This window comes from Flavobacterium sp. FlaQc-30, assembly GCF_044005885.1.
Classification (GTDB): Bacteria; Bacteroidota; Bacteroidia; order Flavobacteriales; family Flavobacteriaceae; genus Flavobacterium.
The window spans coordinates 300,908-315,721 of record NZ_JBIPCO010000001.1; the positions used below are offsets into that span (position 1 = coordinate 300,908).

Here is a 14,814-nt window from a genome sequence, read left to right on the forward strand (position 1 = left end):
CGAAAACGTGGTAGTGTTGAAAACTTTCTATTTTTTGTAATCTTTTAAGTCAAAAATTGTCAATCCCAAAAATATTATTCACCTTTATTGTCAATTAGATTTTTTTCAAATAAGTACTATGAAACGCAAAATAACACTAAAACAAATTGCAAAGGAACTTGACGTATCCATTTCAACTGTCTCAAAATCACTAAGAAACAGTCTTGAAATAGGTGAAGAAACACGCTTAAAAGTGCAGGCATTTGCAAAGTTTTACAACTATAAACCCAACAATATTGCCCTTAGTTTAAAAAATCGAAAAACCAAAAGTATTGGTATTATCATTCCGGAAATTGTACATCATTTTTTCTCGACTGTTATCAACGGAATTGAGCAGGTTGCCAACGAACACGGTTATAGTGTTGTGATCTGTTTATCTGATGATTCTTTTGATAAAGAGGTACTAAATATGGAAATGTTAGCCAACGGAAGTATCGACGGTTTTATCATGTCACTGTCTAAAGAAACACAGTTCAAAGGCGATTTTCACCATATTACTGAAGTTATCAATCAAGGAATGCCCGTAGTAATGTTTGACCGCGTTACTAACGATATTTTATGTGATAAAGTTATTATTGATGATAAAGCGGCTGCCTACGAAGCGGTGCAAAGCTTAATTGATAACGGTCGAAAAAAGATTGCATTAGTAACTACAGTAGATTATGTAAGTGTTGGAAAACTAAGAACCGATGGATACGAAAAAGCACTTCGCGATAACGGAATACCATTCAATGAAGATTTAATCATAAAAATTGAAGATGTAGATACTTGCGAAATTACCATCAGTCAGCTTTTGCACGACAGAGCTTTTGATGCTGTTTTTGCGGTAAACGAACTTTTTGCCGTAACTATTATTAAAACCGCTTCTAAAATGGGATTAAAAATTCCTGAAGATTTAGCGGTAATCGCTTTTACAGACGGAATTATTTCAAAATACTCTACTCCAAGTATTACAACAGTAAGTCAAAGCGGAGAAAAAATGGGAAATAAAGCAGCTAAAATGCTGATCGAAAGACTCGAAGCCGAACATGATGATGACGACGAAGAAAACGAAAATTACACTACAGAAGTTATAGAAACACATTTAATAGAACGAGAATCTACTGACTAAAATTCTTAAAATCAACCTTTTCTAAAGCCATAAAAAATATTTATGGCTTTTTTGTTAGCATATTTAAAAAAATAATTAATACTTTTACGCCTGCTCAAAGCTTTTACTTTTACTTCGAAAAAAACAGTAAGTTTTGATAAGCAAAGCGCTTATCGTCTAATTAATTCTTTAATTACGATAATGGAAAAGCGTAAATTAAGTTTCTGGGAAATTTGGAACATGAGTTTCGGTTTCTTAGGAATACAAATGGGGTTTGCACTTCAAAATGCAAATGCCAGCAGAATTCTTCAAATTTTCGGTGCCGATGTACATGAACTATCATGGTTCTGGATTATTGCTCCCCTTATGGGATTAATAGTACAGCCTGTTATTGGTCATTACAGCGATAAAACTTGGGGTAAATTCGGCAGACGAAAACCTTTCTTTTTAGTAGGTGCAATTTTAGCTTCGGTAGGATTAATTTTAATGCCGCAGGCTAATATTTTCATATCCGTTTTGCCCGCTTTATGGGTTGGAGCCGGAATGTTAATGATTATGGATGCCTCTTTCAACATTGCTATGGAGCCGTTTCGTGCTTTGGTTGGCGATAATTTAAGAACAGATCAACGTACTGCAGGATTCAGTATTCAAACTTCATTGATTGGTTTTGGAGCGGTAATTGGTTCAGCATTGCCTTATGTTTTAACAAAATGGTTTCATATTCCAAACAGTACAGTTTCAGGAAGCGTTCCATTAAACCTTACTTTGTCATTTATTATTGGCGCCGCAGTTTTAATTGGTTCCATCTTAGTAACCTTATTCACAACCAAAGAATATTCGCCCGAAGAATTAGCCAAATTTGAAGATCCACAAAATGACGTAATTTCTGATTCTGAGGAAAAATCAAAACTTACCGATATTTTTACTGATTTTGCAAAAATGCCAACCACAATGCGTCAGCTGAGCTGGGTGCAGTTTTTCTCTTGGTTTGGATTATTCGGAATGTGGGTTTTTACAACTCCTGCAATCGCCCATCACATCTACGGATTACCATTAGACGATACGTCTAGCCAGCAATATCAAGACGCTGGTGACTGGGTCGGAATTCTATTTGGAGTTTACAACTTCGTTTCTGCTCTTGTCGCTTTGTTTTGCTTACCGTATATCGCTAAAAAAATCGGGCGAAAATCAACTCACGCTGTATCATTAATCATTGGAGGAATAGGTTTAATTTCTATTTATTTTATGCCAAATGAAGACTGGGTTGTATTGCCAATGATTTTAATTGGAGTTGCCTGGGCGAGTATTCTAGCAATGCCTTATGCGATTCTTGCAGGATCTATTGCTCCAAAAAAGATGGGAGTTTACATGGGAATCTTCAACTTTTTTGTTGTTATCCCACAAATCGTAAACGCATTAATTGGTGGTCCAATTGTAAAATACCTTTACAATGGCGATGCCATTTATGCCTTAATCACAAGCGGAGTAAGTTTTTTAATTGCCGCTCTTTTAGTCTACAAAGTAAAAGATGTAGACGACACTATTTTAAAATCATAAAGAAGAATTTCCTTTAAAATGAACAAAAAAGCCTTCATATTCGATCTTGACGGAGTAATCGTTGATACCGCTAAATACCACTTTTTGGCTTGGCAGAAAATTGCCAAAGCATTAAACATAAATTTTACACATGAAGACAACGAACTTTTAAAAGGCGTAAGCCGAGTTCGCTCTCTTGACATTATACTTGGATTAGGAAATGTTCAGGCTTCGCAAGAAGATAAAGACAAATGGCTGATTCAAAAAAACGAAGATTATCTATCTTATTTAGTAGACATGGACGAAAGCGAGATTCTTCCTGGAGTTTTAAAAATTCTAAAACTATTAAAAGATAAAAACCAAGGAATTGCATTAGGTTCTGCCAGTAAAAATGCAAGACCAATTTTAGAAAAAACAGGTATTCTATCTTACTTCGATGTTATTGTTGACGGAAATGATGTCAGCAATGCAAAACCAGACCCTGAAGTTTTCTTAAAAGCGGCTCAATTATTAAACATTGATCCAAAAGACTCAATCGTATTTGAAGATTCTGTTGCAGGAATTCAGGCAGCGAACATAGGCGAAATGGTAAGCGTGGGAATTGGTGAGGAAACAATTTTGCATGAAGCTGATCATATTTTTAAGGATTTTACCCAAATCGAAACAAGCTTTATTGAAAAGTTAATTGGATAATTAGAAAATGTGTCAATGAGATAATTAATCGTACGACAAATATTCTAATGCAACAATTACCCAAATGAATGTAAAAAAGTTATTAAAAAACCTAGGCAATTATCAAATTATCAAATTGCCGTATTTTCTAATTTAAAGAAAAATGAATCAAGATTATATAAAACCAGACAATTGGTCGATCATTGAAGAAGGATTTGATGCCGAAAGAGTCAAATCGTCTGAAAGTCTCTTTAGTATCGGAAATGGTGCTATGGGACAACGCGCCAATTTTGAAGAAACATACTCAGGCGAGACTTTCCAAGGAAGTTATATTGCTGGTATTTATTATCCAGACAAAACAAAAGTGGGCTGGTGGAAAAATGGATATCCGAAATATTTTGCCAAAGTACTTAACGCTCCAAACTGGATAGGAATTGACATTGAAATCAACGAAGAAAATCTTGATTTAAACACGTGTACCGAAGTTAGAAACTTCCGCAGAGAATTGAATATGAAAGAAGGTTGGTACAATCGTTCTTTTGAAGCTGTTCTTAAAAACGGAACTGAAATCGCTGTAAACGTACGTCGTTTTCTTTCATTAGATTTAGACGAAACCGGAATCATTAAATACGATATTACACCTTTAAATAAAGATGCAAAAATCGTTTACAAACCTTATGTTGATGCTGGCGTAACCAATGAAGATGCCAACTGGGAAGAAAAATTCTGGGAACCGCTTGAAGTTAAAAAAGGCACAAACGAAGCTTTTGTAACGGCTCAAACATTTAAAACGCATTTTAAAGTTACAACTTTCATGCACAATACGATTTTGGCAAACGGAGAAAACATCAATGTTTCGCCATCTACAATCGATTCAACGGCAGATAAAGTTCAATACACTTACGGAACTATTATAGCAAAAGGACAAACCTCATCAATTCAAAAAATTGGGGGTTATACGGTTTCTTTAAACCACGAAAATACTTTGGCTGCAGCCGAAAAAGTAATTAAATCTGCTGTTGCTTTAGGATATGATGCTTTACTTCAAAATCAAATTGAAGCTTGGGCAAAAATCTGGGAAATGTCAGATATTACAATTGAAGGCGATGTAAAAGCACAACAGGGAATTCGTTTCAATATCTTTCAATTAAACCAAACCTATTCAGGAAAAGATTCTCGTTTGAATATTGGTCCAAAAGGTTTCACTGGAGAAAAATACGGCGGATCGACTTATTGGGACACTGAAGCATATTGTATTCCGTTTTACATGGCTACAAAAGATCAACAGGTTGCGAGAAACTTATTGACGTACCGTTACAATCAATTAGACAAGGCGATTGAAAATGCTAAAGACAATTTAGGTTTTAAAAACGGCGCTGCATTGTATCCAATGGTAACCATGAATGGTGAAGAGTGTCACAACGAATGGGAAATCACACACGAAGAAATTCATAGAAACGGTGCGATTGCTTTTGCGATTTACAATTATAACCGTTACACAGGAGATTACTCTTATATTCCGGAAAAAGGTTTAGAAGTTTTAATCGGAATTGCGCGTTTCTGGCACCAAAGAGCTTCTTTCTCAAAAGATAAAAATCAATATGTGATTTTGGGAGTTACGGGTCCAAACGAATATGAAAACAACATCAACAATAATTTCTACACCAATTATATTGCAAAATGGTGTATTGATTTTGCTGCAGAACAAATCGAAAAAGTGGCCTCAGAATATCCTGCAGATCACAAACGCATTTTAGATAAAGTTAGCCTTTCGGCGAATGAAATTCAGAAATGGAAAAAAGTGGCTGATGATATGTATTTCCCAATTTCAAAAGAACTTGGAATATACTTACAGCAAGATGGTTTCTTAGACAAAGATTTAGTTCCAGTAAAAGATTTAGATAAATCACAGCGTCCAATCAACCAAAAATGGTCTTGGGATCGCGTTTTACGTTCGCCATACATCAAACAAGCTGACGTTTTACAAGGTTTTTATTTCTTCGAAGATCATTTTTCGAAAGAAGAATTAAAACGCAATTTTGAATTCTATGAATCATTTACGGTTCACGAAAGTTCGCTTTCGCCTTGCGTACACTCGATTCAGGCTGCAGCATTAGATAAAATGGATATGGCATACACATTTTATTTAAGAACTTCTCGTTTGGATTTGGACGATTATAATAAAGAAGTGGAAGAAGGTTGTCACATCACATCAATGGCCGGAACTTGGATGAGTATTGTAGAAGGTTTTGGCGGAATGAGAGTGAAAAATGATCAGCTTCATTTCTCTCCAAAAATCCCAAAAGAATGGAATGGTTATTCTTTTAAAATTAATTTCAGAAACCAAATTTTAAAAGTAGCTGTAAATCACAACGAAACAACTTTTACTGTAGACGGCGATCAAGATTTAACAATTATCGTTAACGGAAAACCTGTAATTGCAAGTAAATTTGTACAAATAAATTAAATTACAATACAATTAAAAACTCAAAAAACATGAAAAACTTATTTTTCGCAAGTTTAATTTTGTTTGCTTTTAGCTCGATCGCAGAAGCACAACAATTAAAATCACCCGAAGGAAAGTTCGTAATGGAATTTTCTCTTCAAAACGACGGAACTCCAACGTACAATTTAAAATACAAAAATAAAGAAGTTGTAAAAACCAGTAAATTAGGTCTTGAACTTAAAGATGACAAAAAATCTTTGTTGAACGACTTTACAGTTGTGGATACTAAAACTTCAACTTTTGATGAAACTTGGAAACCAGTTTGGGGAGAAGTAGATCACATCAGAAATCATTATAATGAATTGGCTGTAACGTTAAACCAAAAAAGTACAGACAGACAAATCATTATCCGTTTCCGTTTATTTGAAGACGGACTTGGATTCCGTTATGAATTTCCAGCGCAAAAGAATCTTACTTACTTTGTAATCAAAGAAGAAAGATCGCAATTTGCAATGACTGGCGATCATACTGCTTTCTGGATTCCAGGAGATTATGACACTCAGGAATACGATTATACAAAATCGAAGTTGTCTGAAATTAGAGGTTTATCTCAAAAAGCATATACCGCAAACGTTTCTCAAAGATCTTTTTCCCCAACAGGAGTTCAGACTTCTTTGATGTTAAAAACGGCTGACGGAATCTACATTAACTTACACGAAGCTGCTTTGATCAACTATTCTTGTATGCACTTGAATTTAGATGATAAAAACTTGGTTTTCGAATCTTGGCTAACTCCAGATGCAAAAGGTGACAAAGGTTACATGCAAGCACCAAGCCACTCGCCTTGGAGAACGATTATGGTGAGCGATGATGCAAGAGAAATCTTGTCTTCAAAAATGACTTTAAACTTAAACGATCCATCAAAAATTGATGATACTTCTTGGATCAAACCAGTAAAATATGTTGGTGTTTGGTGGGAAATGATTACAGGAAAAAGTTCTTGGTCCTACACAAATGATTTCCCTACAGTTCAATTAGGAATTTCTGATTTTTCAAAAGCAAAACCAAGTGGAACGCACGGTGCAAACAATGCTAACGTAAAAAAATACATTGATTTCGCTGCTGCAAATGGTTTCGACGCAGTTTTAGTTGAAGGATGGAACGAAGGTTGGGAAGACTGGTTTGGTCACTCAAAAGATTATGTTTTTGATTTCTTAACTCCTTACCCAGATTTCGACGTAAAAGGGCTTCACGAATATGCAAAATCAAAAGGTGTAAAAATCATTATGCACCACGAAACTTCAGGATCTGTTCGTAACTATGAGCGTCATATGGATGCAGCGTACAAATTCATGAAAGACAACGGATACGATGCTGTAAAAAGCGGTTACGTAGGTGATATCTTGCCAAGAGGTGAAAACCACTACAGCCAATGGATTGTAAACCATTATCAATACGCTATCGAAAAAGCAGCAGATTATAAAATTATGGTAAACGCTCACGAAGCAGTTCGTCCTACAGGAATTGCGAGAACATATCCAAACTTAATTGGAAACGAAGCAGCAAGAGGAACAGAATACCAAGCTTTTGGAGGTTCTAAACCAAATCACGTTACCGTTTTACCATTTACACGTTTAATTGGAGGTCCAATGGATTATACTCCTGGAATCTTCGAAATGGATATCAGCAAAATGAATCCTGATAACAAATCGCATGTAAACAGTACAATCGCAAACCAATTGGCATTATACGTTACTATGTACAGCCCGTTACAAATGGCCGCTGATACTCCAGAAAACTACAACCGTTTTCCAGATGCATTCCAATTCATCAAAGAAGTGGCAGTAGATTGGTCAGATAGTAAATATATTGAAGCTGAACCGGGAGATTTTATTACTGTTGCCCGTAAAGCAAAAGGAACAAATAATTGGTTCGTAGGAAACGTAAACGGAGAAACACCACGTACATCAAACATTGATTTTAGTTTCCTTGAAAAAGGAAAAAAATACACAGCAACTATTTATGCTGATGCAAAAGATGCGCATTACAAAACTAATCCGCAGGCTTATACAATCAAGAAAATTGCTGTAACAAATAAATCAAAATTATCTCAATTATCTGCTCCTGGCGGAGGTTATGCAATAAGCATTATTGAAACAAAATAATTCTTTAAAAGGCAAGTAACTCTCCCCCAAGATTACTTGTCTTTTTTTTTATAAATTGATCTCTTTAAATAAATATTAAATTAAAATTATATAAATTATGAGCCAATGCTGTTTTCAAGAAAGTCAATCAACTTTTTTTACTAATGACAATCCATTATGGCAAGTATTAATTGGATTATTAGGAGCTTCAATTGCTATTATAGCATTACAAATACAAAATAATATTCAAAAAAAAGCGGAAAGAAAAAAAATAGCAGTCGAAATTTCCTCTTTGTTTGCTGAAAAAAGCACTGTATTAATTAATTTTTATAAGAACTTTTTAGAGAGTTACGGCTCTTCTATGTACTATATTGCAACATTACATATTTTCACAAGTGAATTTGAAAAACAAGCTGTTATATCTCAATCAGAACAAGCAATAATAGACTGGAAAGCTAATAGAGCTGAGCAACACAAAACTACTGGTGAGATAATTGGAATTCTTAACAAGTATAAAATCTATTTTGAAGAAAATGAAAAAATTGATTCCTTACTAATTAAAATAAGTAATTCGAAATCACCTGAATTCCCTAAACTTGAACCTGGAAGAACACTTCTTCAAGTAAATGAAATAAAAAGAAATTATGAATTGTTATGCAAGACCGTTGTAGATAGCATCAGAATTGATTTAGATTCAATTGCCAAAATTCTAAAAGAAAATGCCAAACAAATAAATAAAAAGTAATTTCTAATAATCTAGAAAAACATGAACAACCAAAAAAAAACATTTGAGATCAATCAAATATTTTATAAAACATTCTTATTAATTCTCTTGTTTTCTGCTTCCGCGAAAGCGCAAATCCAAAAAGTAGAACCACCATTTTGGTACGCTGGAATGAAAAATCCGGAATTGCAGATTATGTTCTACGGAAAAAATATAGCACAATATGAAGCTTCTGTTTCTAATAATGTTGTGATTAAAAATGTAGAAAAAACAGAAAATCCAAACTACCTTTTCGTAACTATTGATACGAAAGATGTAAAAGCTTCTGAATTAATTTTCTCTTTCAAAAACAAAAACAAAGTCGCTTTTACGCAGAAATATTCGCTTAAAGAAAGAAGAGCCAATTCGGCAGACAGAAAAAGTTACGACGCATCGGATTTGATTTACTTAATCATGCCTGATCGTTTTGCTAACGGAAATCCTAAAAACGACAGCGGCGCTTCTTTAACTGAAAAAGGAAATCGCCAAGATCCAAGCGGACGCCATGGTGGAGATATCGAAGGAATTATCAAAAACTTAGATTATATTTCTTCTCTTGGCGCAACGACAATTTGGAGTACACCTTTATGTGAAGACAACGACAAACAACATTCGTATCATACGTACGGACAATCAGACGTTTATAAAATAGACCCACGTTACGGAACAAACGACGATTATGCTCGTTTATCGGCAGAAATGCACAAAAAGAACATGAAACTGGTTATGGATTATGTGACGAATCACTGGGGAATTACGCATTGGATGATGAAAGATATTCCAACTAAAACTTGGTTCAACCAATTCGAAACTTTCACACAAACACATCACAGACGCGAAGTAATTACAGATATTCATGCTTCAAAAATAGATCAGGAAGTTTGTGTTGATGGATGGTTCGTTCCTTCAATGCCAGACTTGAATCTTAGAAATCCTTTGGTTGCAAAATACTTAACTCAAAATGCTATTTGGTGGATTGAATTTGCAAATCTTGACGGATTTAGAGTGGATACTTATAATTACTCTGATAAAACTGCCATGGCAGAATGGGCAAAATCAATAACAGATGAATATCCGAATTTTAATATTGTGGGTGAAATCTGGATGCATAATCAGGCAAATTTAGCTTTTTGGCAAAAAGACAGCAAAATTGGAGCTATTGAAAACTACAATTCGAATCTTCCAAGTGTAATGGATTTTACGCTTCAAAGTCAGATTACTTCTGCCTTCAGTGAAGATGAACCAAACTGGGACAGCGGATTGATTAAATTCTACAACAATTTTGCAATGGATTTTTTATATCCAAACACCAATAACATCTTAGTTTTTGCTGAAAATCATGACACAGACCGTTTAAATCATAATTTTAAATATGATTTACCAAAATACAAATTGACGATGACATTATTGGCTACTGTTCGTGGAATTCCGCAAATCTATTACGGTTCAGAAATTGGAATGGGCGGTGATAAAGGTAAAGGTGGAGATGCTGATATTCGTCAGGATTTTCCAGGCGGATGGGCTGGCGACAAAAACAATGCTTTTACAAAAGAAGGAAGAACGACTCAACAAGCATCTTACTTTGATTTTTCTTCAAAATTATTCAACTGGAGAAAAACAAACGAAGCAGTTCATTTCGGAAAAATGACGCATTATATTCCGGAAAATAATACATATGTTTATTTCAGATATACTGACAACAAAACCGTAATGGTAGTTTTCAATAACAATGCAAAAGAGCAGGTTGTAAAAACAAACCGCTTTAAAGAAAGCATCAAAAACTTTAAATCTGGAAAAGATGTTATCACAGGAAAAACATTCGATTTAGCTACTGAAATTACTTTAGAGCCAAAATCAGCTTTGGTTTTAGAATTGGAATAAAGCTTAACCGCAAAGTCCGCAAAGGTTTTTAGCCACAGATTACACAGATTAACACAGATTTTGTCTGCCACAAATTACACGAATTTCCACGAATTTATTTATCATATTTGAATTAGTGGAATTCGCAAAATTCGTGGCAAAAGAAAAAAATCCTTTAAATCTTTTTAATCTGTGGCTATTTTTTTCAACATGTTTAAAATTTCCCAAATAATGAAAAAATACACTTTCCTTTTTTTATCTTTAGTATTCATAATTACGGGTTGTTCTGGCTCAAAATCAGTTACAATGAATAATACTTCAAAAACACCTTTCGTTTGGGAAGGAGCAAATGTTTATTTTTTACTTACAGATCGTTTTTATAACGGAGACACTTCAAACGATGTCAATTTTAACCGAACCAAAACTCCCGGAAAACTACGTGGATTTGAAGGCGGTGACATCATCGGAATTACCAAAAAAATCGAATCAGGATATTTTGAAAAACTAGGAATAAATGCCATTTGGCTTACGCCGATTGTTGAACAAATCCACGATGGCGTTGATGAAGGAACGGGTCTTAGTTACGGCTATCATGGCTATTGGGCAAAAGATTGGACAGCTCTCGATCCAAACTTCGGAACCAAAGAAGACTTGGCTAAACTGGTAAAAAAAGCACACGAAAAAGGCATCAGAATCATTCTTGACGTAGTAATTAATCACACGGGGCCGGTAACTCCAGAAGATCCTGTTTGGCCGTCTGATTGGGTAAGAACAGGCGTTGTCTGCGATTACAAATCGTTCGAAAACACAACCATGTGTACTTTGGTGGACAATCTTCCAGATGTAAGAACTGAAAGTGTACAGGAAGTTGAATTGCCTCCTTTATTAATCGAAAAATGGAAAAAAGAAGGCCGTTACGAAAAAGAAATTACATCATTAAATGAATTCTTTAAAAGAACAGGTTATCCAAAAACACCAAAATATTACATTATAAAATGGCTTACCGATTACATTCTAGAATTTGGAGTTGACGGCTATCGTGGAGATACAGTAAAACATACAGATGAAAATGTCTGGGCGGATTTTAAAAAAGAATGTGATTATGCATTCGAAACATGGAAGAAAAACCATCCAAAAGAAGTTTTAGATCAAAATCCGTTTTATACAATCGCTGAAGTTTACGGTTACGGAATAAGCGGCGGGCAGGATTATGATTTTGGAGATCGAAAAGTTAATTATTTTCAGAATGGTTTCAACAGCATGATCAACTTTGAGTTCAAATGGAATGCAACCCAAAACGATTATGAAGGTTTATTTTCTAAATATTCCAATGCTTTAAACAATAACTTAAAAGGATGTTCTGTCCTTAATTATATGTCTTCTCACGACGACGGACAACCTTTTGATGCGAACCGAACAAAAAGCATCGAAGCAGGAACTAAATTATTACTCTCACCAGGAATGTCCCAAGTTTATTATGGAGACGAATCAGCAAGATCTTTAGTTGTTGAAGGAACTCAAGGCGATGCAACTTTACGTTCGAACATGAATTGGGATGATATTCAGAACAATCCCGAAACACAAAAAACACTTTTACATTGGCAGAAATTAGGACAGTTTAGACGAAACCATCCTGCTGTTGGTGCAGGCGTTCACAAACTGATTAATCCCTATCCTTATACTTTCTCCAGAATTTTTACAAAAGGTGCTTTTACCGATAAAGTGGTTATGGGTGTAGATTTACCAAAAGGAAGAAAAGAACTGCCTGTTGGCGATATCTTCCCAAACGGAACTAAATTAAGAGATACTTACTCAAATAAAGAAGTTGAAGTAATTGACGAAAAAGTCATTATCGACAATGATTTTGATATTGTTTTACTAGAATTAATTTAATCGCAAAGATTAATCTGCCACAGATTATAAGGATTAACACCAGATTTATCTGCCACAAATTCCACGAATTATTTTATCATATTTAAATTTGTGAAAATTCGTGGAATTGCTACGCCAGTTCGCTATCGCTCGAGTCGTGGCGAAAAAACAAATCATTTTAATCCTAATAATCTGTGGCTAACTTTTTTTATAATCCTTGCGACCTTTGCGTAAAACTTTGCGACCTTTGCGGTTAAACTCACAACAGATGCTCAAGATCGCACATCGAGGCGCCAAAGCCTACGAACCTGAAAATACTTTACAAGCTTTCCAAAAAGCCTTAGACTTAAATTCAGACGGAATTGAACTTGATGTTCATCTAAGCGCTGACGGACATATTATAGTAATTCATGATGAAACCATTGACAGAACCACTAACGGAAAAGGTTTAGTTAATAATTATTCTTTAGCTGAATTAAAATCATTTCTGATTGATGGGAAATATCAAATCCCAACTTTAAATGAAGTTTTTGATTTGGTCGACAAAAAATGTCTGATCAATATCGAATTAAAAGGGTTAGGAACTGCACCTAAAGTTGTTGCATTAATTGAGGAATACATTTCAGAAAAAAACTGGAATTACAATAATTTCATCGTTTCAAGTTTTGATTGGAATATGCTGCAGGAAACTTCAAACCTAAATCCAAATATCCAAATTGGTGTTTTAACAGAAGAAGATTTAAGTAAAGCTTTGGCCTTCGCCGAAAAAATCAAAGCAAAAGCCATTCATCCTGATTTTAATTTATTGAATACAGAAAATGTTCATCAAATGCAGGAAAAAGGATTTCTTGTTTTACCGTGGACAGTAAACAGCGAAGAAGATATTCAAAAAGTAAAAAATTATAACGTAAACGGAATTATCTCTGATAATCCAGACAAAATATAAAAGTAAAAAATAGCCACAGATTGAAGGATTAGCACAGATTTGTTTGCCACGAATTACACAAATTTTCACAAATTTAAATAGGATAAAATAATTCGTCGAGATTTGTGACTCGAGCGATAGCGAATAGGCAAAGCAAATTCGTGGCGAAAAGAAAAAATCCTTTTAATCTGTGTAATCTGTGGCAAATAAAAAAAATTAGTGCCACTTCGAGAAATTCGTGGCAACCAAAAAAATATGATCAAAAATTTCGACATAATCATCGTTGGCGGAGGCGCTGCAGGTTTTTTTACTGCGATTAATATTGCAGAGAAAAATCCGAAACTGAAAATTGCCATTTTAGAAAGAGGAAAGGAAGTTCTTTCTAAAGTCCGTGTTTCTGGCGGCGGGCGATGCAATGTGACGCACGCTTGTTTTGAGCCCAACGAATTGGTTAAATTTTATCCTCGTGGAGAAAAAGAACTTCGAGGCCCTTTTCATCAATTTTGTTCTGGCGATACAATCGAATGGTTCGAAAAACATGGCGTAGAATTAAAAATTGAAGAAGACGGCAGAATGTTTCCTGTTTCTAATTCTTCTCAAACTATAATTGATTGCTTCTTAAAAGCAACTGAAAAATTAGGCATAAAAGTGCTAACTGGTCAAAGTGTACAATCTATTTTCAAAAAAGAAAATCATTGGAAAATTGATACACAAACTGATAATTATGCTGCAGAAAAATTAGTAATGGCAACAGGAAGCAATCCTAAAATCTGGGAAATGCTTCAACAACACGGACATGCAATTGTAAGCCCCGTCCCTTCCCTATTTACTTTCAACATAAAAGATTCCCGAATTAAAGAATTGCCTGGCGTTGCGGCACAAGTTACCGTAAACGTAAAAGATACAAAACTCGAATCGACAGGACCTTTATTAATCACGCATTGGGGAATGAGCGGTCCAGCAATTCTAAAACTTTCGGCTTGGGGAGCGCGTATTTTACACGATAAAAATTATCAGTTTACCATTTTTGTCAATTGGTTAAATGATGTTGATTTTGAAGATGCCGAAAAAATCCTCAAAGATTTAAAACAGGAACATGCTAAAAAAGCCGTTTCTAAGAAATCTCCTTTTGACTTTCCAAACCGTTTATGGGAAAGTTTGGTTTTGGCATCAGGAATTGAAGTTGAAACAAAATGGGCAGATTTATCTAAAAATCAATTGCAGAATTTGATTTCACAATTAACAAAAGCCGAATTTAAAGTTAACGGAAAAAGTACTTTTAAAGAAGAATTCGTAACCGCTGGCGGAATCGATTTAAAAGAAATCAATTTCAAAACCATGGAAAGTAAAATTCACGAAAACCTTTATTTTGCTGGTGAAATTGTAAATATCGACGCTATTACAGGCGGATTTAATTTTCAGAATGCCTGGACAAGCGGGTTTATTTTGGCTCAAAATATTTAATTA

The 14,814-nt window shown here is 34.7% G+C and carries 10 protein-coding genes; all 10 read left to right on the plus strand.

From position 1 onward, the window contains the following. Positions 1-118: 118 nt before the first annotated feature. The 10 genes from ACHRV0_RS01235 to ACHRV0_RS01280 all read left to right on the plus strand — a co-directional run bounded on the left by ACHRV0_RS01235 (position 119) and on the right by ACHRV0_RS01280 (position 14,811). Positions 119-1,150: a LacI family DNA-binding transcriptional regulator gene (locus tag ACHRV0_RS01235; protein WP_089052497.1), complete on the plus strand. Its 1,032-nt coding sequence runs from the start codon at positions 119-121 to the stop codon at positions 1,148-1,150. 180 nt (positions 1,151-1,330) lie between these two features. Beyond that, on the plus strand, positions 1,331-2,686 hold the full coding sequence (locus ACHRV0_RS01240) for an MFS transporter (RefSeq protein WP_395439647.1): 1,356 nt from the start codon (positions 1,331-1,333) through the stop codon (positions 2,684-2,686). Positions 2,687-2,704: 18 nt separating this feature from the next. Beyond that, a complete protein-coding gene (gene pgmB / locus ACHRV0_RS01245) occupies positions 2,705-3,358 on the plus strand; it encodes a beta-phosphoglucomutase (RefSeq protein WP_395439648.1) in 654 nt (217 codons plus the stop codon). A 142-nt stretch (positions 3,359-3,500) separates the two neighbouring features. After that, positions 3,501-5,804 (plus strand): glycoside hydrolase family 65 protein, encoded by a 2,304-nt coding sequence (locus ACHRV0_RS01250; protein ID WP_395439649.1) that lies wholly within the window; start codon positions 3,501-3,503, stop codon positions 5,802-5,804. 29 nt (positions 5,805-5,833) lie between these two features. Beyond that, on the plus strand, positions 5,834-7,948 hold the full coding sequence (locus tag ACHRV0_RS01255; RefSeq protein WP_395439650.1) for a glycoside hydrolase family 97 protein: 2,115 nt from the start codon (positions 5,834-5,836) through the stop codon (positions 7,946-7,948). A gap of 97 nt (positions 7,949-8,045) precedes the next feature. Then, positions 8,046-8,672 (plus strand): hypothetical protein, encoded by a 627-nt coding sequence (locus ACHRV0_RS01260; RefSeq protein WP_395439651.1) that lies wholly within the window; start codon positions 8,046-8,048, stop codon positions 8,670-8,672. A 21-nt stretch (positions 8,673-8,693) separates the two neighbouring features. Beyond that, positions 8,694-10,571: a glycoside hydrolase family 13 protein gene (locus ACHRV0_RS01265; protein WP_395439652.1), complete on the plus strand. Its 1,878-nt coding sequence runs from the start codon at positions 8,694-8,696 to the stop codon at positions 10,569-10,571. 210 nt (positions 10,572-10,781) lie between these two features. Continuing rightward, complete coding sequence (locus tag ACHRV0_RS01270) at positions 10,782-12,443, plus strand: alpha-amylase family glycosyl hydrolase (protein WP_395439653.1); 1,662 nt, start codon at positions 10,782-10,784, stop codon at positions 12,441-12,443. A gap of 247 nt (positions 12,444-12,690) precedes the next feature. After that, positions 12,691-13,368, plus strand: coding sequence for a glycerophosphodiester phosphodiesterase (locus tag ACHRV0_RS01275; protein ID WP_395439654.1), 678 nt, complete (start codon positions 12,691-12,693; stop codon positions 13,366-13,368). Between the two features lie 234 nt (positions 13,369-13,602). After that, positions 13,603-14,811, plus strand: coding sequence for an NAD(P)/FAD-dependent oxidoreductase (locus ACHRV0_RS01280; RefSeq protein ID WP_395439655.1), 1,209 nt, complete (start codon positions 13,603-13,605; stop codon positions 14,809-14,811). Positions 14,812-14,814: the final 3 nt, after the last annotated feature.